This window comes from Streptomyces sp. NBC_01092, from assembly GCF_045039535.1.
In the GTDB taxonomy this organism is placed as follows: Bacteria; Actinomycetota; Actinomycetes; order Streptomycetales; family Streptomycetaceae; genus Streptomyces.
The window spans coordinates 9439236-9460698 of the sequence record NZ_CP108659.1 but is presented as its reverse complement, the minus strand read 5'-3'; the positions used below and the strand labels follow the sequence as shown (position 1 = coordinate 9460698).

Below are 21463 nucleotides of genomic sequence, written 5' to 3'. Positions count from 1 at the left end.
CCCTCGCTCCTCAGGCCCCGTGCGGGCGCAGCAGGGCCCGCGAGATGATGTGCCGCTGGATCTCGCTGGTGCCGTCCCAGATGCGTTCCACGCGGGCGTCCCGCCAGTGGCGTTCCACTGCCGTCTCCTGCATCAGACCCATACCGCCGAAGATCTGGACCGCATGGTCGGTGACCCTGCCGAGCGCCTCCGAGGCGTGCAGCTTGGCCATCGCCGCGTCCTGGTCGGTCATCCGGCCGTGGCTGAGCTTCCAGGCGGCCGAGAGGGTCAGCAGCTCGGCCGCCGCCAGATCGGTCGCCATGTCGGCGAGTTTGAAGCCGGTGCCCTGGAAGCGGCCGATGGGCTGCCCGAACTGCTCGCGTTCGGCGGCCCAGCGCACGGCCGCCTCCAGCACGCGCTGTCCTCGGCCGACGCTGGTCGCCGCCACGGTGAGGCGGCTTGCGCTCAGCCACTGCCCCATCAGCTCGAAGCCCTTGCCCTCCTCGCCCAGCAACTGCCCCGCCGGTATGCGGCAGTCGGTGAAGGTCAGTTCGCACTGGTGGTAGCCGCGGTGCGAGACACAGGCCGAGCCGCGGCGCACCTCGAAACCGGGGATGCCCTTGTCGACGAGGAACGCGCTGATCAGGTTGCGCTCGCCGCGTGCCGTGCGCTCCACGCCGGTGGCGGCGAAGACGATGACGTAGTCGGCGGTGTCGGCGTGGCTGATGAAGTGCTTGGTGCCGTTCAGCACCCAGTCGCCGTCGACCCGCCGGGCGCGGGTGCGCATCGAGCGGACGTCGGAGCCGGCGCCGGGTTCGGTCATGGCGAGGCAGTCGTGGCGTTCCCCGCGGATCGTCGGCAGGAGGTAGGTCTCGATCTGGTCGCCCGTGCAGCCCTGGAGGATGTTGCTGGGGCGGGAGACCAGCATCTGCAACGCGTAGGAGGCGCGGCCGAGTTCGCGTTCGGCGAGGGTGAACGCGACGGGGTCCAGGCCGCCGCCGCCGAGTTCCTCCGGCATGTTGGGGGCGTACAGACCGGCGTCGAGGGCCTTCTTCCTGATCTGCCCGGCGAGTTCGGCGGGAATGTCGTCCAGGCGCTCGACCTCGTCCTCGTGGGGGTAGAGCTCGGCCTCGACGAAGGCGCGGACGGTGTGGACGACGAGGTGCTGTTCGGGGGTGAGCCCGAAGTCCATGGAGCCTCCTGTGGGTCAGGGTCCTGACGGGGTGGTTCGGCAACGCCCCAAAGGGGCGCGGGGCTGTATCAATGTGCGGCTCCGCCGCGTGGGCGCGACCGGCCACGACGCCGCCGCAGACGAACGACGGCACATCACGGCACATCCAGCGGAGCGCTACCGCGGGATGCCCATCACATGGCCCACCGCCTCGGGCACGGGCAGGCGGGAGTGCACCGCGCGGATGGCGGTCAGCCGCTCGACGAGGAAGCCGGCGAAGGGCGCGACGCGCCCGGCCTCGGTATCGACGTGCAGCAGCATCTGTTCGGCGGTGGCGAGCAGCGCGCCGGAGTCCTCGTGGTACATGGCGTGGAAGAGGTGGAGCCGCTTGTCGTCGACGTCGAGGATCTGCAGGGTGAGCCGCAGCGGGTCGCCTTCGCTCGCCTCGCCGAGGTGGTGCAGGTGTGTCTCGGCGGTGTAGAGGGAGTGGCCTGCCGCGCGATAGGCCTCGTCCACACCCACCCAGCGGAAGAAGGAGTCGGAGCTGTCGCCGAAGACGAGCAGGAAGCAGGACTCGCTGAGGTGGCGGTTGTAGTCCACCCAGGTCTTGGAGACGGTGGCTCGGTGCAGGGCCAGCGGGGCGGGGATCGGTGTGTTGGGGTCCCAACCGCCGTGCCCCCGGCCCTCGTAGGGGGTGACGATCCCGTGGCTCATGGGCAGACCTCCTCGGCGATGGCGGGCAGCGCCAGATAGCACAGGTCGCGGTACTGGCGGTCGGCCCAGGCGTCCCCGTGCGGCCAGGCCGACGTCTTGACGACGACCACGCGCCGGGCCCGGTCGACGTACACGAACTGGCCGCGCATGCCGTCGGCGGTGACACTGCGGCCGCTGCGGTCCAGGGGCCACCAGTGGTGGCCGAAGCCCGCGTGGGTGGTGATGGTGCTGGGCAGCCGGCCCGGTTCGAGGAACGGCTGCGACGGGCGGCTCGAATCCTCCACCCAGTCGTACGGAACCAGCTGTCGCCCTCCCTGGCTGCCGTCGATCTGAAGCCGGCCCAGCCGGGCCCAGTCGCGGGCCGTCGCGGCGAGTGCACCGCCGGCCATGGCGACGCCGTGTGCGTCGAGGCCGACGACGGCCGGACGTTCGGCGCCCAGGGACTGCCAGAGGCGGGAGAGGTGGGTGGCGAAGTCGAGGCCGGTGGCGCGTTCGCGCACCCAGTCGAGAACGACGGAGTCGGCGGTGCAGTAGGTGAAGCAGCTGCCCGGTTCGCCGCCGGGCGGGATGCCGAGCACCTGCTTGCGCAGGCCGCCCGTACCCTCGCGGACGCAGGCGACGAGCCGGGACGCCGGTGAGGTGGGGTCGCGGTGGTCCTCCGTCCAGTCCACCCCGGTTGTCATCGTGAGAAGTTGACGTACCGTCACCTGCTCGTATCCGCTCCCTGCGAGCTCCGGAACGTAGTCGGTCGCGGGTGCGTCCACGTCCAGGTCCGTCGCCTGGCCGACCAGCAGCGCGAGCGCCGACTTGGTGGCCGAGTTGCCGAGCAGACGGTCGTCGGGGCTGACGCCGGGGGCGTACCACTCGTGGACGAGGGTGTCGTCCACGACCACGACGAGTGCGGTGGTGTGGGTGAACGACAGGAACTCGGCCAGGTCCATGGTGCGTCCGGCGCCGGTGATGCGGGGCGTCAGAGACCTTACGGCGGTGGGCCAGGGAGCGGGTGTCGCGGCGGCCGCGATCTCCGTGGAGAAGGGGTACCAGCGCTGTGGTTCGAGCAGGCTGTCCACACTCACGCGCCCTCCCCGACGGGCTCGTCCGCCCGCCCCGGCGTGTCCCGCAGCAACTGCTGTGTGTAGGCGGCCGACGGCCGGTCCAGTACGTCGGCCGTCGGCCCCTCCTCCACGATCAGTCCGTCGGACAGCACGGCCACCCGGGTCGCGAGGGAGCGGACCAGGGCGAGGTTGTGGGTGACGAACAGCATCGACAGGCCGCGACTCGCCCGCAGTTCCTCCAGCAGGCTCACGATCGCGGCCTGGACGGAGACGTCGAGGGCGGAGGTCACCTCGTCGCAGATCAGCAGCTCGGGCTCGCAGGCCAGCGCGCGAGCGATGGCGACGCGCTGGCGCTCACCGCCCGAGAGCCGGTCCGGCCGCAGGTCGTACACCGCGGGCGAGAGCATCACCTGGCCGAGCAGTTCATGTACGCGCCGGGTGGCGTCCGCGCCGCGGGCGAGGCCGAACAGCTCCAGTGGACGGCGGACGATCCGCCCCACCGTCATGCGGGGGTTGAGGGCGAGATACGGGTTCTGGAAGACGTACTGGACCGCCTTGCGCAGTTCACGGCTGCGGCTGCGCGCACCCGGCGGCAGCGGTGTGCCCTGGAAGGACACGGTCCCGTTCCACTCCTCGTGGAGCCCCCCGATGGCGCGGGAGAGAGTCGACTTGCCGCTGCCGGACTGCCCTACGACGGCCACGCACTCGTTGCGGCCCACCTCCACATCGATGCCGTGCAGGATGGGCCGATTCCCGTAGCGGGCCGTCAGGCCGCGCACGGTGAGCACGGGTTCGGGGCGGCCGGTGCCGACGGGTGCGGCCACGGTGAACTCCAGTGGCTGGGCGCGCACATGGTCGGCTCGGCGGCAGCGCATGAGCACGGGAAGGTCGCCGGTTGCGGTGAGTACAGGAACTTCGCCGGTTGCGGTGAGTACGGGAACGTCGCCGGTCGCGGCGGGTCCGGCGTCATCGGTGCGGTCCGGCGCCCCGGACGTCCCACTCCGGACCGCGGTCAACTCCGGCTCGTGCTCGGCGCACTCCGCCTCCGCGAACGCGCACCGGTCGTGGAAGCGGCAGCCGGAGGGCCGGCGGCCTGGTGACGGCGCGCTGCCGGGTATGCCTTCGAGGACCCGGGGTTCCGTGACGCTCGGGACGGCCACCAGCAGTGCCCGGGTGTAGGGATGCGCCGGCGCCGCGAAGATCCGCTCGCGCGGGCCGATCTCGACGATCCGGCCCGCGTACATCACCGCGACCCGGTGGGCGAGCTCGCCGACCACCGCGAGATCATGGGTGACGTACACCGCCGCCACCGAGTGCCGGGCGCACAACTCCCGTACGGTGGCGAGGACATGGGCCTGAGTGGTGACGTCGAGGCCGGTCGTCGGTTCGTCCAGGACCAGCACCCGGGGGCGTAGCGTGAACGCCATCGCGATGGCCACCCGCTGGAGCTGTCCGCCGGAGAGCTGGTGCGGATAACGGCGCAGGAACGCGTCGTCGCCGGGCAGGGCGACCTCGGCGAGGACCTCACGGACCCGCGCGTCACGCTCGGCAGGGGTGCCGGCGTGATGCACGTCGAGCACCTCACGGATCTGGCGGCCGATCCTCATCACGGGGTTGAGGGAGGCCGCGGGGTCCTGGGGCACGTACGCGACCTCGGAGCCGCGGCGCCCCCGCGCCTCGCGGGGTGGGGCGGCGAGCAGGTCGCGGCCGTCGAGGCGGACGGTTCCGGCGTCGATACGGGCGCCGCGCCGGGTGTGGGCGAGCAGGGCGGTGGCAATGGTGGTCTTGCCGCTGCCGGACTCGCCGACCAGCGCGAGGATCTCGCCCTCGGCGACGTCGAAGGCGATGTCGTCGACGACATCCGGCCCACCGCGCCCGAGCACGACCCGCAGCCCGGAGACGGAACAGGAGGGGGCGTTCGTGGACCTGGTCGGGGTGCTCATGAGCTCGCTCCCTTGCTGAGGTCGGCCCCGGCGGCCGAGCGGGCGATGCCGTCGGCGATGAGGTTGGTGCCGAGGGCGAGGACCGCGATGGCGAGGACGGGGGCGAGGATCGCCCAGGGCTGGACGGCGAGGGCGAGGCGGTTCTCGTTGATCATCAGGCCCCAGTCGGCGGCGCTGGGATCGGAGGCGAAGCCGAGGAAGCCGATCGAGGCGACCAGGCCCACCGAGTACGTCAGGCGCAGCCCGAGTTCGGCCAGCAGCGGCGCCGTCATGTTGGGCAGGAGTTCGGCGAACAGGATCCGGGACCGCTTCTCACCGAGCGCCTCGGCGGACTGGACGAACTCGCGGGTGGCGAGGCCGGTCGTCATGCCCCGGGTCAGCCGGGCGACGCGGGGCGCGTGCGAGACGCCCACGACCACGACGACCAGCCATCGCTCGGGGCCCGCCACCGACAGCAGCACCAGGACGAGCACGATCTGCGGGAAGGCGAGGACGACGTCGCAGACCCGCATGACGACCTCGTCCACCCAGCCGCGCGCGTACCCGGCGACGAGTCCGGCCGCCACGCCGAGGACCATGCCGAGCAGGGTGGCGAGCACCGCGGTGACGACGACCCAGTTGCCGCCGGCGAGCAGGCGGCTCCATACGTCCTGCCCCAGGTAGTCGGTACCGAGCAGCGCACCTGGCGCGGAGTCCGAGTACGGCGCCCCGACGATGTCGTTCTCGCCGTGCGGGGAGAGGAAGGGGCCGAGGAAGGCGATCGCCGTCACCAGCGCGGTGAGCAGGATGCCGACCCAGGTACGGACGGAGGCCAGGGCTCCGCGCAGGCGCGGGCGTCGAGCGCGGACCGGTACGTCGAGCGCAGCGGTGGTCATCACCGCACCCCCGTTCGCAGCTTCGGTGTCACGAGGATGGTCAGGACGTCGGCGATCAGGTTCACCACGACGTACACGGCCGCGATGAGCAGGGCCAGCGCCTGGATCACCGGTACGTCGCGGTTGCGTACCGCGTCGACCAGCGCGGTGCCGATCCCCGGGTAGAGGAAGAGGCTCTCGACCACGACGACTCCCCCGGCGAGCCAGGCCAGTTGGAGTGCCATGACCTGGATGGCGGGGACGACGGCGTTGCCGAGGGCGTGCCGGCCGACGGCCCTGCGCTCGGGCACGCCCTTGAGGCGGGCCATCTCCACGTAGTCGCTCTCCAGGACCTCGATCAGGCTCGCGCGCAGGATGCGGGCGACGTACGGGACGACGGCCAGGGTCAGCGTGGCGACGGGCAGGATCATGACGACCGGGTCCGTCCAGGGGCTGCCCGTCCAGGACACGGCCACGGAGGGCAGCCAGGTGAGGACGACCGTGGAGAAGAGGGTGACCAGGAGGATGCCGATCACGAACTCCGGCAGCGCGGCCGTGGTCAGCAGGAGGACCTGGACGACGTGGTCGGCGGCCGTGTCGCGGCGGCGCGCGGTGTACAGGGCGATCAGGGCGGACAGCGGGGCGATGATCACCGCGGACACCAGGACCAGCACCGTGCTGTTGACGATCTTGCCGCCGAGGAGGGTGGACACCGGTCCCTGAGTGGCGAGCGAGGTGCCGAAGTCACCGGTGAGGACGCCACCGAGCCAGGAGAAGTACTGGTGGACGACGGAAGTGTCGAGGCCGAGCCGGTCGCGCAGGGCGGCGAGGCGCTCGGGGGTGGCGGTGCGGCCGAGGATGGCCTGGGCGGGGTCGCCGAGCAGATGGGTGGCGGTGAAGACGAGCAGCGAGATCAGCCAGAGGGTGAGCAGTGCCAGACCGATACGGCGCAGCAGCCAGAGGGTCCAGGTGCGGGCGGCGGAGGAGGCGTCGTCGCGACGGATGGACCGGGCTGTCGCGGGAATCGCCGCGGCCTCAGCCGCTGACCGAGACATTGCGGAACTCGTAGTTGGAGAGCGGGAGATTGCGGTTCGGCGTGAAGCCGGTGACGTTGGCCCCGTAGGCGTCGACCTGGTTCTTGAACCCCCAGATGATGTGCCCGCCCCGTTCGTACTCGATCCTCTGGGCGGATCTCAGGAGTTCGTTGCGTTTGCTCGTGTCGAATTCGCGGCGGGCCCGGTCCATGAGGGTGTTGAACTCCGCATCGTTCCAGTGGGTCTCGTTGTACGGGGAGGTCAGAAGAGACCCGGCGTCCACCTGGGGCAGGTAGTTGCGGGTGAACCAGTAGTCCTGGGCGAAGGGCCAGCTCAGATAGCGGTCGCCGTAGAAGGTGGCGGAGTCGGCGATCCGGACCTTGACCTTCACTCCGGCGCCCTTGGCCTGCTGGGCGAAGAGCTGGGCCGCCTCGATGGCGCCCGAGCCGATTCCGGGAGAGGTGACGAGCTCCACGGTGAGGTCCTCGCGTCCGGCTGCCTTCAGCAGTGACCTGGCACGGCCCAGGTCCTGGTGGCGCTGTGGCAGTTCCTTGTCGTGGGCGGCGTCGAAGGGGGCGTAGAGGTCGTTGCCGATCCGGCCCTGCCCGCCGAGGACCTGCTCCACCATCTGGGGCCGGTCGACGATCAGCCGGAAGGCCTGGCGCACTCGCACGTCGTCGAAGGGCGCGGTGTCGACGCGCATCGTGATCGGGGTCCAGGACCCGGTCTGGGAGACGAGCACCTGACCGCCCTGCTTCTTGATCATGTCGATGTAGGCGGGCGGGAGGTTGTCGATGGCGTCGATCTGGGTGCTCAGCAGGGCGTTGATCTTCGCGGTGTCGTCGGGGAAGTCGAGGATGTGCAGCTCGTCGAGGTAGGCCGGGCGCCGCCAGTGCCCCGCGAACCGGCGGAAGGTCGACCGGTCGCCGGGACTGAACGAGCCGTACACGAACGGCCCGGTGCCGACGGGTCGCTTCAGGTCGAAGTCCTCGGGGACGATCCCGAGGCTGTACTGCGCGAGCAGGTCCTCCAGCAGGGCGTACGGGTACTTCAGCGGAATGCGTACGGTGGTGGCGTCGACGCGCTGCAGGGCCTTCGCGTCGATCACCGAGAGGCTGGTCGCGCCGGCCGTGGGCGCCTTGGGGTCGACGATGCGGCGCAGGGTCGCGATGACGTCGCGGGCGTCGAGGGTTTTGCCGTTGTGGAACTCGACGCCGGGGCGCAGTTTCAACAGCCAGGTCCGTCCGTCCTTCGACGGCTCGACGGACTCGGCGAGGAAGGGCTTCAGGCGGTAGTCGGCGTCGTGGGTGAACAGCGGTTCGTACAGGTTCACCACCCGCGCCTGGTCCGGGTAGGACAGCGGATTGTGCGGGTCGAGGGTGTCCTTGGCGCCGCCACCGCTGACGCCGACGCGCAGGGCGCCGCCGCGCACCGGCCTGCCGTTCGAGGGGGCGACGCTCTTCGCGGTGCAGGCGGTCAGTGCGCCGGCGGCCGGCAGGGAGGCGGCGAGGAGGGCACCGCTCCGGAGGAGATCTCTGCGCGTCATCGCGCGGGGAGGAGAATGGGTGTCGGGCATGGCTGGCCTCGCCTTCAGATCACAAGACGTTCATATGACGCGACGGCCGCACGGATGATGAGAAGATAGGGACGACGGCCAAGCGGGTCAAGGGGTAACGTCCGACACCCCGGCCGCGGATCCTGGCCGGGCGCGGCCCCGGAACCACCCGCCGTCCGCACGTCAACCGTCAAGTGCTGAGCACACGCCATCCGTCCAGAGCCGAGAAAGGGACGCGCATGTCAAAGGCCGAGCCCACCGCCGTCACCAACGACTCCACCCCGGCCGCCGAGGGCGGCGGCCCGTCGGGCAGAGTCCAGTCTCTGGAGCGGGCGATCATCCTGCTGCAGGCGACGGCCGACAGCGCGCCGGACGGCGACACGGCCTCCAACCTGGCCGCACGGTGCGACCTCAACCGCGCCACGGCCTGGCGCCTGCTGTCCACGCTGGAGCAGTTCGGCCTGGTGGAGCGCAGCCCCGTCACCAACCGCTACACGATCGGCTTCACGGTGGCCCGGATGGCCTCGGCGGCGGGCTTCGACGGCCTGATCCGGCGCGCGCACGGCACGCTGAGCCGGGTCAGCGAGCAGACGGGAGAGACCGCCAACCTGGCCGTGGTGCAGCAGCTCGGGCTGACGTACATCGACGAGGTGACCCCGCCGGTCGTGCTGAGCGCCAAGTGGCTGGGCCGCCAGGTGCCACTGCATGCCACGTCGACCGGCAAGGCGCTGCTGGCCTGGCTGCCCGAGGCCGAGGCGGACGCGCTGCTCGCCGGCCGGCTGGAGGCCTACACCGACACCACGGTCACGGACCGGGCGCGGCTGCGGGCGGAACTGGAGCAGACACGGGAGCGCGGATACAGCGTCTGCGTCGGCGAGATGGAGCGGAACCTCTACGGCGTTTCGGCGCCGGTGCTCGGCGGCCGCGACCGGCCGTTCGCGGTGGTCAGCATCTGGGGACCGCAGGACCGGGTGCCCGAGTCCCGGTTCACGACGCTCGGGCCGCTGGCGCGGGCGGCGGCGGACGAGATCACGCGGGCGGCGCAGACGCTCTGACAGCACCTCTCGGTGTTCATAATGCGCGACGACTGCACGCATCATGAAACCTGGGTCTTGATGCTTCGGCCTGTGCACGGTTACGGTCGTGGGGCCTTCGTCGCCTGCCTCCGTCCCGAGAGGAACCGTCGCGACCATGAACCAGGACGTCATCATCACCTGCGCCCTCACCGGCGCCGGTGACACCGTGCGCAAGAGCCCGCATGTTCCCGTCACCCCCGAGCAGATCGCCGCCTCGGCGGTGCAGGCCGCCGAGGCCGGTGCCGCCGCGGTCCACATCCACGTACGCGATCCCGAGACCGGAGCGCCTTCCCGCGACCCGCGCCTGTACCGCGAGGTCGTCGAGCGCATCAAGGAGACCGGGACCGACGTCATCATCAACCTCACCGCGGGCATGGGCGGCGACCTGGTCATCGACCCGGAGGAGCCGCTGAAGCAGCTGCCCGGCACCGACCTGGTCGGCGGCCTGGAACGGCTGCCGCACGTCGAGGACCTGCTGCCCGACATCTGCACTCTGGACTGCGGCTCGCTCAACTTCGGCGACGGGTCGAACCTCTACGTCTCCACACCCGACATGCTGCGCACCGGCGCCAAGCGCATCCAGGAGCTGGGCGTGCGGCCGGAGTTGGAGATCTTCGACACCGGACACCTGTGGTTCGCCAAGCAGCTGCTCGCCGAGGGGCTGCTCGACGATCCGACCGTCTTCCAGCTGTGCATGGGCATCCCGTGGGGCGCGCCGGCCGATCCCGGTGTGCTGCAGTCGATGGTCAACTTCCTGCCGGAGGGCGCCCAGTGGGCCAGCTTCGCGCTGGGCCGGATGCAGATGCCGTGGGTCGCCCAGTCGATCCTGCTCGGCGGGCATGTGCGGGTCGGCCTGGAGGACAACCTGTATCTGGGCAAGGGCGTCAAGGCGACCAACGCCCAGCTGGTGGAGCGTGCCGTGACGATCGTCGAGGCTCTGGGGGCGCGGGTCGCGACTCCCGACGAGGCTCGCCTCAAGCTCGGTCTCAAGCCACGCGGCTGAGCCGCACCTGACCCCTCTCCACTTCAAGGAGCCCTGGATGACGGAGACTCCCGCACCTGAGCACGTCCGACGCGTGGCCTGCGTGGGTGCCGGTGTGATCGGCGGCGGCTGGGTCGCCCACTTTCTGGCCCGTGGCTACGACGTCACGGCCTGGGACCCGGCCCCCGACGCCGAGCCCCGGCTACGACGGCTCGTCGACGCCGCGTGGCCCGCGCTCGAACAACTCGGTCTCGCGCCCGGCGCGAGCAGGGATCGCCTCACCGTGACGGACACCCTCGAAGAGGCCGTCGCCGAGGCGCAGTTCGTGCAGGAGAGCGCGCCGGAGAAGCTCGGCCTCAAGCGCGAACTGCTGGCCAAGCTGGATGCCGCGACGCCCGCGGGAGTGGTCATCGCCTCCTCCACCTCCGGCTACCCGATGACCGACATGCAGACCGAGGCGGACACCCCGGGCCGGCTCGTCGTGGGCCACCCCTTCAACCCGCCGTATCTCATCCCGCTGGTGGAGGTCGTCGGCGGGGAGCGGACCGACCCGGAGGCGGTGCGGTGGGCGTCGCGTTTCTACGACGTGGCCGGCAAGTCGGTCATCACCATGGACCGCGAGGTGCCCGGCTTCATCGCCAACCGCCTCCAGGAGGCGCTGTGGCGCGAGGCCCTGCACATGGTCGCAGGCGGTGAGGCGACGGTCCGCGACATCGACCTGTCCATCACCGAGGGTCCAGGTCTGCGTTGGGCGATCATGGGCCCGATGCTCACCTTCGCACTCGCAGGCGGCGAGGGCGGAATGGCTCATATGCTCGACCACTTCGGCCCGTCCCTGAAGTCCCCGTGGACGCGGCTGGAGGCCCCGGAACTGGACAAGTCGCTGTACGACGCGGTCGTCGCCGGCTGCGACGACGCCGCCGACGGCCGTACGATCGCCGACCTGGTCGCCGAGCGCGACCGGGGCGTGATCGCCATACTGCGCGCCACCGGCCGACTGCCCGGGTCCGGCACCGAGTGAGCACGCCGCGACTGCCGCTGTTCCACGAGACCGTGCGCCCGGAGTGGATCGACTACAACGGCCATCTGAGCGAGGCGTACTACGTCCTCGTCTTCGGCTTCGCGACGGACGCGCTGATGGAGCACACGGGCATGGACGCCGAGTACCGCAAGAGCACCGGTTGCTCGATGTACACGGTCGAGTCCCACGTCCGCTATCTGCGGGACGTGCCGGATCGCGCCCAACTCGTCGTCGTCACAAGGGTGTTGGGTGCGGCCGGGAAGAAAGCGCGGTTCACTCACGAGATGTACGTCGGGACGGAGATACACGTCGGGACGGAGCAGGAGGCCGATGCCGGCCCCGTCGCCACCATCGAACTGCTCGCTCTCCACGTCGACCAGAAGGCCGGCCGTGCGACTCCGTTCCCGGGAGCCGTCCGCGAGCGTCTGGCGGCGCTGGTGGAACAGCCCCCTGAGTGGGCTGGACGCTCCATCGCGCAGCCCTGAAGCCGTCTGCGTCCATAAACGACCGGAGGCCGTATCGGTGTGTTCCGATACGGCCTCCGACTTGCTGCTCAACAAGTCGGGACGACAGGATTTGAACCTGCGACCCCTTGACCCCCAGTCAAGTGCGCTACCAAGCTGCGCCACGTCCCGATGCCCGCCTGACCTGGGGTTTCCCCTGGCCGAACGCACATGGAAACAATACCGCACTCGGGTCGGTGGTCGCGCACCCGTTTATGCGCACCCGTCCGCTTCAGTGCGGCTCGGGCCGCACGCGTTCGTCCGCCGTCACCGGCGCCGACCGCGCCGCTGCCGGGGCGTCCGCCCGCACCAGGCTCCGGATCGACCGCACCGAGAGCAGCGCGCCCGCGACGACGAGGCTCATCCCTCCGGCGACCAGGAGCACATGACCGGCGCCGAGAGTCGCGGCGGCCGGTCCGGCGATGGCCTGGCCGACCGGCATCATCGCCAGGGAGCCCGCGACGTCGTACGCGTGGATGCGGTTGAGGACATCGGCCGGGACCTGTGTCTGGACGCTCGTCGCCCACATCACGCTCCAGAAGGCCATGCCGGCACCGGCGACGGCCGCTCCCGCGGCCATGGCGGGTACGCCGAGACCGGCACCGACAGTCACCGGGAAGCCGGCGAAGGCGAAGAGCCCTATCGCGCCGGCGCGGAGCATGCGGCGAGGTCGCAGCCGCAGCGCGAGCAGGCCGCCGGCGACGGTGCCCGCGCCGAGGGCGGAGTTGATCAGGCCGTAGGAGCGAGGACCGTGCTGCTGGACCACCTCTGTCGCCACGAGCGGGACGGTCGGGCCCCACACGGTGATCATGTAGAGGCACCAGACCGCTATGACGCCCCAGAGCCAGGTACGGGCTCTGAACTCCCGCCAGCCCTCTACGAGATCGGCGCGGAAGGCCCGGGTTCCTCGATCGACTCGGGCGTCGCCCGGCGAGCGGGTCTGCGCGGGCAGGCGCAGCAGGAGGAGGCACAGGGCGCTGACGGCGTACGTGGTCGCGTGGGCCGTGAACACGCCGCCGGGTGACGCGAAGCCGACGAGCACTCCCGCGCATGCAGGTCCGGCCAGCTGGGCCACCGCCTCGGCGATCCGCATGGTGCCGTTCGCGCCCTGGACGTCGGTGGCGAGCCGGCGGACCGTGCCGGGGACGCCGGGCTGGAACACGGCGCCCGCGACGCCGTTGACGAAACCGATCGCGCAGATCTGCCACAGGACCACATGCCCGGAGAAGAAGAGCACTGCGGCCAGGGACTGGGTGCACAGACGGACCAGGTCGGCGCCGATCATCAGTCTGCGGGTGCTGAAGCGGTCGGCGATGACGCCGCCGAAGATGATGAGCCCGGCGAAGGCGGCGGACGTCGAGGCCAGGGCGAGACCGACCGCGCCGGCGCCGTACCCGTGCTGGAGGAGCCCGGCGGCGAGGGCCACGGGCAACATGGTGTCCCCGAGCTGGGCGACGGCGCGGGCGACGAAGAACAGCGCGAAGTCCCGCGACCACACCGGCCGCGCCCCGGCCTCCTTGCCCGTCTTCATCCCCCTCATGTCCGTCATGCCCCTCCCCGGCCGAACCGCCGCCCGCGCCGTCGCCACCCGAGCCCCCGTGGTAGCCGAGGCCCCCTCCGCCCCGGCTCCCACTCCTGCCCTCGGGTCATGACACGGGGCACTGACAATGCCTCACGGGTTTCAGTCCCCCGTCGCCAGCCCCAACTCCGGATAGGCCTCCAACAGGCGGGGCGGCGCCGCCTGGCGCCAGGAGTCGGCGAGGATGTCGCGCAGTTCGTCCTCGTCCTCGAGCGCGGCAAGCCGGGCCCGCACCCAGGCGAACTGTGCCTCGTGATCGGCGATCCAGAACTTCCCCGGCTCGGCCCGGACCAGTTCGTCGCGCTCCTCCTTGGGGCAGCGCACCGCGAGGGAGGTCTCCTCCTCGGGCAAGGTGGCGAACATCTTGCCCGAGACCCGGAACGTGGGCATGCTCCAGGCGATCTTCTCCGTCGTATCCGGCAGGGACAGGGCGATACGGCGTACGTCTTCGGCATCCGGCATGAGACGCACGGTAGCGCCCACCACCGACAATCACCTGGTGAGGGGGGCGGCCCCGCCCGAGGGGGCGCGCTCTAGAAGCTGAAGTTCATGAACGCCCCGTTGCCGCGCTCGGCCGCCGCGGCAAAGAACGCGACCAGTTCGTCGTAGGCGTGCTTGAGCCAGTCCAGCTCGCCCTCGGGGTCGAACCTCCACACGTTGGGGTACACGTCCTTCTCCGTCATCCGCACCGCGTCGTAGTGAGCCGCCAACTGCTCCCAGGGGGTCGCCCCCAGCTGCCGAGCCAGGCCCTCTATTTGCTCGGCGGTCCATCCGAACAGGGTTCCGTCCTCCTCGATCATGAACCCGTCCATCAGGAACTCAGGGCCGACCTCCGCCTCGTCGAACAGGAACTGCAGGCCGCCCCATGCCTTCTCCGGCCCGGCGTCGGGGCGGTCCTGCGACGGGTAGACGTCGCTGTCGTACAGCGAGTCGAGGAATTCCCGGGCCCAACTCGGGTCCTTCTCCGCCCTGTCCAGCTCCTCCGTCGTCGCGCTGATGAACGAGATCGTCACACTCATGTCAGGCAATCCCCCTTGATGCAGGGCCCGTTCGGCGCCCTCTGCTTGATCAACGACGGCGAGTGTTCCATGCGGCACTGACAACGGCACCGGCACGGGGGCGTCCGGGGTCACACGAGCTTGTAGTAGATCGTCGTGGGCCGCAGCTCTCCGGCCGGGCTCGCCGCGTAGTCGGGGATCACCCCGGCCCGGGTCCAGCCGGCCGAGTCGTAGAGGCGCTCGGCGGGACTGTCGGTCTCGGTGTCCAGGTGGAGGAGGGTGACGCCCGCGCCGGCGGCTGCCGCTTCCGCGGTCGTCAGCAGCCTGCGGCCAAGGCCGTGTCCCCGCGCCTCCCGGTGCACCATCAGCTTGACCAGCTCGGCCCGGTGACCGCTGTTGGGCTTGTCGGCGAAGGCAAGGCCGACCGTGCCGACGGTTCGCCCGGCCCGGCACGCCACCCACACCGCCAGCCGCCCGGCGCCGACGGCGGCCGCGCGCTCCTTCCACCAGGCCATGGCCGCCGTACGGTCGAGGGACGCGAGGAACCCGACGGAGGCGCCGTCTGCCACCGTGTCCACCAGCAGGTCGGCCAAGTCATCGGCCCGGTCGAGCAGTTGGGCCTCGTCCAGTCGCGTCACGATCACGGCAGCACCACCGCCAGCAGATACCGCACCGTCCCAGGCCCCGCGCACCGGAACCGCGTCGGCCCCCACACCCGCATCCGCAGACAGTCCCCGGCACCGACACGGTGCTCGACGTCCTGAACCGTCACGTCGAGCGCCCCTTCCAGCACCCAGATGTGCTGCTCCAACCCCGGTACGGGCGGCCGGTCGTACGCGATGTCGGCGCCCGCGGTGAGGCGCCCCTCGACGAGTTCGGCGCGCAGTCCGGCGTGCGGCGGCGACACGGATCGCCGTACGAACCCGGCGGAACGGTCCTCCCACACCGGCTGCTCGGCCGCCCGCACCAGCAGCGCGGGCTCAGTCTCGACCTCGCTGAGCAGCTGGGACATGGTGCGGCCGTAGACATGGCAGAGGCGGTTCAGCAGCGCGGCCGTGGGGCTGATCTCCGCTCGCTCGGCCCTGGACAGGGTCGAGCGGCTGATGCCGCTGCGTTCCGCCAACTCACCCAGGGACCAGCCGCGTTCGGCCCGTAGCTCGGCCAGGCGGGCGCCGAGGCGGATGTCGACCGTGTCCGGGGCGTCGCCAGCGCCCGCTTCGCGCACTTCCTGTTTCATATTCGGGACGCTATCCCAGATGTGAAACGGTGATGTTACGGCAGGCTCACTCCCCCGCCGCCTCCCCGAGCGCCTCCAGCACCGGCCGGATCAGGGGGTGCTCCTCGGCTCCTCGCCGTACGGCCGCGAAGACCCGGCGCGTTGGCGCCACCCCGTCGACGGGCCGTACGACGACCCCGGTGAGGTCCATGCCGCGCAGCGCCGAGCGCGGCACGAGCGCCACTCCGGCGTCGGCCGAGGCGAGGGCGACGACCGCGCGGAAGTCGTCCGAGGAGTGTGCGAGGCGGGGCTGGAAGCCGGCGTTCTCGCAGGCCAGGACGACCACGTCATGGCAGGGGTTGCCGGGGTAGGGGCCGATCCAGGTGTCCTTGGCCAGCTCCGCGAGGGGGACCTCGGACTTGTCCGCCAGCCGGTGGCGGACCGGGACGACCGCGTCGAAGGGCTCGGCGTACAGCGGTACGTGAGCGAGGCGGGGATCGTCGGCGGGCGGCGCCCCGCGGTACTCGACGGCCACGGCTATGTCGACCTGCCGGTCCAGCACCATCGGCAGGCTGGCGTCGCCCTCGGCGTCCTGGACACGGATGCGGATGCCGGGGGACGTCCCGGCGAGGCGGGCCACCGCCGGCGCGACGACCTGGGCGATGCCGGTCGCGAAGGAGGCGACCGTGACCGTGCCGGCGGCACCCGAGCTGTACGCCGCGAGCTCGGCCTCCGCCCGCTCCAGCTGGGCGAGGACGGCGTTGGTGTGGCTGAGGAGGATCTCGCCGGCCGGGGTCAGCCGTACGCCCTTGGCGCCGCGCTCCACCAGGCGGTGGCCCGTCTCCTGCTCCAGGGCCGCGAGCTGCTGGGAGACCGCGGAGGGCGTGAGATACAGCGCGGCGGCAGCCGCCGTCACGGTGCGGTGGTCGGCCACCGCACGGAGGATGTGGAGCCGCCGCGCTTCGATCATGAGATCGATTATCGCAATATGTCCGGGCCGTCCGGACCTCAGGCCTCCAGTTCCGCCCGGGCGGCGATGAAGGCGTCCACGGCACGGTTGACGTCGTCCGTCGAGTGCGCGGCGGACAGCTGGACGCGGATGCGGGCCTTGCCCTGCGGCACCACCGGGTACGAGAAGCCGATCACGTACACACCGCGCTCCAGCAACAGCTCGGCCAGCCGGGCGGCCTTCGCCGCGTCGCCGATCATCACGGGCGCGATGGCGTGGTCGCCGGGAAGGATCTCGAAGCCCGCCTCCGTCATACGGTGGCGGAACAGGGCGGTGTTCTCCGCGAGCCGGACGCGCAGGTCGTCGGCCGACTCCAGCAGGTCGATGACCTTAAGCGAGGCTGCCGCGATCACCGGGGCGAGGGTGTTCGAGAAGAGGTACGGCCGGGAGCGCTGGCGCAGCAGGGCGACGATCTCGGCGCGGGCCGCCACATAGCCGCCGGAGGCGCCGCCGAGCGCCTTGCCGAGGGTGCCGGTGATGATGTCGACGCGGTCCATGACGCCGTGCAGCTCGGGGGTGCCGCGGCCGCCGGGGCCGACGAAGCCGACGGCGTGCGAGTCGTCGACCATGACCATGGCGTCGTAGCGGTCGGCGAGGTCGCAGATCTCGCGCAGCGGCGCCACATAGCCGTCCATGGAGAAGACGCCGTCGGTGACGATCAGCCGGCGCCGGGCGTCCGACGCGTCCTTCAGCTGCCGCTCGAGATCGGCCATGTCGCGGTTGGCGTACCGGAAGCGGCGGGCCTTGGACAGCCGGATGCCGTCGATGATCGACGCGTGGTTGAGGGCGTCGGAGATCACCGCGTCCTCGGGGCCGAGCAGCGTCTCGAACACGCCGCCGTTGGCGTCGAAGCAGGAGGAGTACAGAATCGTGTCCTCCTGGCCGAGGAACGCCGACAGCCTGGCCTCCAGCTCCTTGTGCACCTCCTGCGTGCCGCAGATGAAGCGGACCGAGGCCATGCCGTAGCCCCAGCGGTCGAGCGCCTCGTGGGCGGCGGCGATCACCTGGGGGTGGTCGGCGAGGCCGAGGTAGTTGTTGGCGCAGAAGTTGAGGACCTCGCCGGGGCGGCCGCCCGCGCTGACGTTGACGGTCGCGGACTGCGGGGTGTCGATGACGCGCTCGGGCTTGTGCAGGCCGGCGGCGCGGATCTCGTCGAGGGTGGCACGCAGGTCGTCGCGCACGGAGTCGAACATGAGAAGGCTCCTGAAGGTGCTGGCGATTGAGGGGGGTTACGCGGTCCAGTCGAGGATGACCTTGCCGCCGCGGCCGCTCGCCGCGTCGGCGAACGCCGCCTCGAAGTCGCGGTAGCCGTACCGGCCGGTGATCACGGGCGCGAGGTCGAGGCCGCCTTCCAGCAGCACGGACATCGCGTACCAGGTCTCGAACATCTCGCGGCCGTAGATGCCCTTGATCGTGATCATCGAGGTCACGATCCGGGCCCAGTCGACCGGGAACTCCTGGGCCGGCAGGCCCAGCATGGCGATACGGCCGCCGTGCGTCATGTTGGCGATCATGTCGCGCATGGCTTCGGGGCGGCCGGACATCTCCAGGCCGATGTCGAAGCCCTCGCGCAGGCCGAGTGCGCGCTGGCCCTCGGCGATGCTCGCCTCGGACACGTTCAGCGCGAGGCTCACACCGATCTTGCGGGCGAGTTCCAGCCGCTCCTCGCTGACGTCGGTGATCATGACGTGGCGCGCGCCCGCGTGCCGGGCCACGGCCGCCGCCATGAGGCCGATCGGGCCGGCGCCGGTGATCAGGACGTCCTCGCCGACCAGCGGGAACGACAGCGCGGTGTGCACGGCGTTGCCGAACGGGTCGAAGATCGCGGCGACATCGAGGTCGACGGGCACACGGTGCACCCACACATTGGCGGCGGGCAGCGCGACGTACTCGGCGAAGGCGCCGTCCCGTCCGACGCCGAGGCCGACCGTGGCGCGGCACAGGTGACGGCGGCCGGCCAGACAGTTACGGCACTTGCCGCAGACCAGGTGGCCCTCGCCGCTGACCCGGTCACCGGGGTTGATGTCGGCCACGTCCCGGCCGGTCTCGACGACCTCGCCGACGAACTCGTGCCCGACCACGAGCGGGGTACGGATCGACTGCTGCGCCCAGCCGTCCCAGGACCGGATGTGCAGATCGGTGCCGCAGATCCCGGTGCGCAGCACCTTGATCAGTACGTCGCCGGGGCCGACGGCCGGCTCCGGGACGTCCGCGAGCCACAGCCCGGGCTCCGCCTTCTCCTTGACCAGCGCCTTCAACGCTACGGCTCCTGTGCGTGAGGTCCCGGCCGCGGGCATGCCGATGGCGCCCGCAGCCAGGGAGGGGGGGTGGAATCGCGTAGCAATCTGCCGTACTGCGGCGCCGCGGTCCATCGAGGATTTCTTAAGCGGCGCCACAGCTTTCCTTCACGCCCTGCTTCTGGCTGCCGGCGAGGACGGGCCTAGTCGAGGCGGGAGACCTGGTAGTGGCTGATGTACCAGTCGTCCTCGACGAGGGTCACGAGGACCGCGAGCTTGACGTCCAGCGCAGGCCGGTCCGTGAACGAGAACCGGACGTCCAGGTAGCCGAGGACGAGGCCGTCGGCAGGCTGCCTGGTCTCGAGGATGCGGTATGTGGCCCGCATACCCAGTGGCTGGGAGGCGTAGTACTCGGCCACACCTGGCCGGCCGACGGTGTAGGGGTGCAGCCCCTGGAAGATGGCGTCCTCGGTGAAGCGGGCGGCGACACGCTCGGGTTGGTGCCCGTCGATGCCGGCCTTCCACTGGTCGAGGACGCTGCTCAGGATCGCCTTCGCGTCCTTCGTGGCGGTCATGCTCACTCCTTGGTCGTTCCCTGTGACGTTTCCCGGGTCGTGGCTCGGACGGGCCGTCAGTGTCCGGCGCTCATACCGCCGTCGACGTGCAGGATCTCGCCGGTGACGAAGGGAGCCGTCTCCAGATAGAGCACGGCGTCGACGATGTCGCTCACTTCACCCATCCGCCCCACCGGGTGCAGGGCGGCGAGGAACTCGTGGTTCTCCTCCGGATGCATGGGGGTCTTGATGGTGCCGGGCGACACGGCGTTGACGCGGATGCCGCGGGTCGCGTACTCGATGGCGAGGGACTTGGTGGCGGACTGCACCCCGCCCTTGGTCAACGAGGCGAGGACGGACGGGACGTTGGAGTCCGCGTTGTCGACCAGGCTGGTGGTGATTGCGACCATGTGCCCGCCGCCCTGGGCGAGCAGGTGCGGCACGGCCCGCTGGGTGAGGTGGAAGACGCCGGACAGGTTGATCCCGATCACGGCGGCGTAGTCCTCGGCCGTGTACTCGGTGAACGGCTTCGCGACGAAGATGCCCGCGTTGTTGACCACGGTGTCGATCCGGCCGAACCGCTCGACGGCCGCGGCGACGACCCGCTCCGCGGTGGCGGGATCGGCGATGTCGCCCTGCACGGTGAGGACGTCGGCGTCGTCGACGGGTGCGATGGTGCGCGAGGTCGCGACGACGGCGTATCCGAGCTTGCGGTAGCCCTCGACGAGGGCGGCGCCTATGCCCTGCGAGGCGCCGGTGATGATCGCGACCTTCTGGTTCCGAGTGCTCATGATGACCTTCCTCGAAGCTGATGACCGGTTACTAGCCGACCGGTCGACTATTTGGAAGGTAGGTCGGGGCTCGCGGCAACGTCAAAGGTCAGAAGGGGTTTACGCGGGACCCGTTTCCTCCCGTGTGGGAGGCACCGGCTCTCAGTGCAGGTCAGCGCCCGGGTGCGTACGGGTCGTCCGAGGGCAGCCAGGCGTCCGGGGTGCGTATTCCCAGGTCCCCGACGTCGTCGCACAGGGCGTCGACGACGGCCAGGACGCCGGTGCGCAGTTCGCTCTCACGCCGGACGAGGGACCAGGTCCAGTACACCTTCGGCGCGTCGACCTCCCGGCGCACCAGGTCGGGCGGCAGTGGAGTGGTCTGCCCCTTGGGCGAGTTGAGGACCGGGCGGGTGCAGCGGCGGACGTGGTCGAAGAAGGCGGGCCCGGTGATGGCTCCGTCGGAGATGCGTACGGCCTTGGCGCCGGTGTCCCGCGCCAGTTCCTCGGCGTATTCGTTCCAGGACGCCCAGGAGGTGATGTCGTCGTCGATGAGCACGTCCATGTCCCGCGCAGCGACGTCACCGGTGTCCGTGCCCTTGGCCACGGCGTAGAGCCGGTCGGCGCCGATGAGCCGGGCCCGCAGCCCGAGCCGCTTCAGGTCCTCGGTCCGCACCCAGCACACGGCGAGGTCCAGGCTGCCGTCGGCGACCCGGGCGGCCTGGGTGTGGGAGGGCGCGACCCATGCGTCGACATGCACCCGGGCCACCGAGGCGGTGCGTGAAGTCAGGTCCGCGGGAAGCCAGTTGACGTAGCCGAGCCGTACCGACTCCGAGCCCGACAGTCGGCCGGCCCGGCGCTTCAGGTCGTCGGCCCGTTCCAGCAGGGACCGGGTGTGCGGGAGCAGGGCGGCACCGGCCGGGGTGAGGGAGACCGAGCGGCGGTCGCGGTCGAAGAGCCGCACCCCCAGATCCCGTTCGAGCGCCTTGATCTGCTGGGAGAGCGAGGGCCCGGCGATGAGCAACCGCTCGGCGGCCCGGCCGAAGTTCAGTTCCTCGGCGACGGCGACGAAGTACCGCAGTTGACGCAGCTCCACGCCGGTCATGCTACGCGCGCTGGGAGGCTGCGCCTATCAGCAGCGAGCAAGCCGGTCCTGGCATCCGCGCAGGTGACGGGTGCACGGTGGGGGCAGCGCGGCCGCCGGCACCACAGCGCG

General features: G+C 70.9%; 22 protein-coding genes and 1 tRNA gene. 4 read left to right on the top strand and 19 right to left on the bottom strand.

Translation table 11 applies throughout. The features are described 5' to 3' along the window. Positions 1-10: 10 nt before the first annotated feature. From OG254_RS42770 to OG254_RS42740, 7 genes are all read right to left on the bottom strand, one after another. Positions 11-1171 carry an acyl-CoA dehydrogenase family protein gene (locus OG254_RS42770; protein WP_405593058.1) on the bottom strand — a complete coding sequence of 387 codons (1161 nt, stop codon included), beginning with the start codon at positions 1169-1171 and terminating at the stop codon, positions 11-13. Between the two features lie 156 nt (positions 1172-1327). Continuing rightward, positions 1328-1864, bottom strand: coding sequence for a thioesterase family protein (locus OG254_RS42765; protein ID WP_405593056.1), 537 nt, complete (start codon positions 1862-1864; stop codon positions 1328-1330). Next, positions 1861-2940, bottom strand: coding sequence for a serine hydrolase domain-containing protein (locus OG254_RS42760; RefSeq protein WP_405593054.1), 1080 nt, complete (start codon positions 2938-2940; stop codon positions 1861-1863). Before OG254_RS42760 ends, OG254_RS42765 begins: the two co-directional genes overlap by 4 nt. Then, positions 2937-4862, bottom strand: a complete 1926-nt coding sequence (locus tag OG254_RS42755; RefSeq protein ID WP_405593052.1) for an ABC transporter ATP-binding protein — start codon at positions 4860-4862, stop codon at positions 2937-2939. The genes OG254_RS42760 and OG254_RS42755 overlap by 4 nt, the downstream gene beginning before the upstream one ends. Then, a complete protein-coding gene (locus OG254_RS42750) occupies positions 4859-5737 on the bottom strand; it encodes an ABC transporter permease (RefSeq protein ID WP_405593050.1) in 879 nt (292 codons plus the stop codon). The genes OG254_RS42755 and OG254_RS42750 overlap by 4 nt, the downstream gene beginning before the upstream one ends. Then, positions 5737-6771, bottom strand: a complete 1035-nt coding sequence (locus tag OG254_RS42745; protein WP_405593048.1) for an ABC transporter permease — start codon at positions 6769-6771, stop codon at positions 5737-5739. Before OG254_RS42745 ends, OG254_RS42750 begins: the two co-directional genes overlap by 1 nt. Next, a complete protein-coding gene (locus tag OG254_RS42740; protein ID WP_405593046.1) occupies positions 6752-8326 on the bottom strand; it encodes an ABC transporter substrate-binding protein in 1575 nt (524 codons plus the stop codon). Before OG254_RS42740 ends, OG254_RS42745 begins: the two co-directional genes overlap by 20 nt. A gap of 218 nt (positions 8327-8544) precedes the next feature. Between OG254_RS42740 and OG254_RS42735 the strand changes: the two genes are divergently transcribed. The 4 genes from OG254_RS42735 (at position 8545) to OG254_RS42720 (ending at position 11869) form a co-directional block, all read left to right on the top strand. Continuing rightward, the gene (locus tag OG254_RS42735; RefSeq protein ID WP_405593044.1) at positions 8545-9360 is read left to right on the top strand and encodes an IclR family transcriptional regulator; all 816 of its coding nucleotides are present in this window, start codon (positions 8545-8547) and stop codon (positions 9358-9360) included. Between the two features lie 136 nt (positions 9361-9496). Next, positions 9497-10384: a 3-keto-5-aminohexanoate cleavage protein gene (locus tag OG254_RS42730; RefSeq protein WP_351200924.1), complete on the top strand. Its 888-nt coding sequence runs from the start codon at positions 9497-9499 to the stop codon at positions 10382-10384. 37 nt (positions 10385-10421) lie between these two features. Next, complete coding sequence (locus tag OG254_RS42725) at positions 10422-11384, top strand: 3-hydroxyacyl-CoA dehydrogenase NAD-binding domain-containing protein (protein WP_405593042.1); 963 nt, start codon at positions 10422-10424, stop codon at positions 11382-11384. Further along, entirely contained in the window at positions 11381-11869 is a 489-nt protein-coding gene (locus OG254_RS42720) for a thioesterase family protein (protein ID WP_405593040.1), read from the top strand. Before OG254_RS42725 ends, OG254_RS42720 begins: the two co-directional genes overlap by 4 nt. Before the next feature lie 76 nt (positions 11870-11945). Here OG254_RS42720 and OG254_RS42715 read toward each other — a convergent pair. The 12 genes from OG254_RS42715 to OG254_RS42660 all read right to left on the bottom strand — a co-directional run bounded on the left by OG254_RS42715 (position 11946) and on the right by OG254_RS42660 (position 21352). After that, a tRNA-Pro gene (locus OG254_RS42715) sits at positions 11946-12019 on the bottom strand. Between the two features lie 100 nt (positions 12020-12119). Continuing rightward, on the bottom strand, positions 12120-13436 hold the full coding sequence (locus OG254_RS42710) for an MFS transporter (protein WP_405593038.1): 1317 nt from the start codon (positions 13434-13436) through the stop codon (positions 12120-12122). A 132-nt stretch (positions 13437-13568) separates the two neighbouring features. Beyond that, a complete protein-coding gene (locus tag OG254_RS42705) occupies positions 13569-13928 on the bottom strand; it encodes an MmcQ/YjbR family DNA-binding protein (RefSeq protein WP_405593036.1) in 360 nt (119 codons plus the stop codon). Positions 13929-13999: 71 nt separating this feature from the next. Further along, positions 14000-14485 (bottom strand): YfbM family protein, encoded by a 486-nt coding sequence (locus OG254_RS42700; protein WP_405593034.1) that lies wholly within the window; start codon positions 14483-14485, stop codon positions 14000-14002. Between the two features lie 110 nt (positions 14486-14595). After that, positions 14596-15108 (bottom strand): GNAT family N-acetyltransferase, encoded by a 513-nt coding sequence (locus OG254_RS42695; protein WP_405593032.1) that lies wholly within the window; start codon positions 15106-15108, stop codon positions 14596-14598. Further along, positions 15105-15701, bottom strand: coding sequence for a helix-turn-helix domain-containing protein (locus OG254_RS42690; protein WP_405593030.1), 597 nt, complete (start codon positions 15699-15701; stop codon positions 15105-15107). The genes OG254_RS42695 and OG254_RS42690 overlap by 4 nt, the downstream gene beginning before the upstream one ends. 46 nt (positions 15702-15747) lie before the next feature. Next, complete coding sequence (locus tag OG254_RS42685) at positions 15748-16650, bottom strand: LysR family transcriptional regulator (protein ID WP_405593028.1); 903 nt, start codon at positions 16648-16650, stop codon at positions 15748-15750. A gap of 38 nt (positions 16651-16688) precedes the next feature. After that, positions 16689-17882 (bottom strand): glycine C-acetyltransferase, encoded by a 1194-nt coding sequence (locus OG254_RS42680; protein WP_405593026.1) that lies wholly within the window; start codon positions 17880-17882, stop codon positions 16689-16691. Positions 17883-17918: 36 nt separating this feature from the next. Then, entirely contained in the window at positions 17919-18947 is a 1029-nt protein-coding gene (gene tdh / locus OG254_RS42675; RefSeq protein ID WP_147993099.1) for an L-threonine 3-dehydrogenase, read from the bottom strand. Between the two features lie 182 nt (positions 18948-19129). After that, positions 19130-19501: a YybH family protein gene (locus tag OG254_RS42670; RefSeq protein WP_405593024.1), complete on the bottom strand. Its 372-nt coding sequence runs from the start codon at positions 19499-19501 to the stop codon at positions 19130-19132. 56 nt (positions 19502-19557) lie between these two features. Next, the gene (locus tag OG254_RS42665) at positions 19558-20271 is read right to left on the bottom strand and encodes an SDR family NAD(P)-dependent oxidoreductase (protein WP_405593022.1); all 714 of its coding nucleotides are present in this window, start codon (positions 20269-20271) and stop codon (positions 19558-19560) included. A 151-nt stretch (positions 20272-20422) separates the two neighbouring features. Then, positions 20423-21352 (bottom strand): LysR family transcriptional regulator, encoded by a 930-nt coding sequence (locus OG254_RS42660; RefSeq protein ID WP_405593020.1) that lies wholly within the window; start codon positions 21350-21352, stop codon positions 20423-20425. Between the last annotated feature and the right edge of the window lie 111 nt (positions 21353-21463).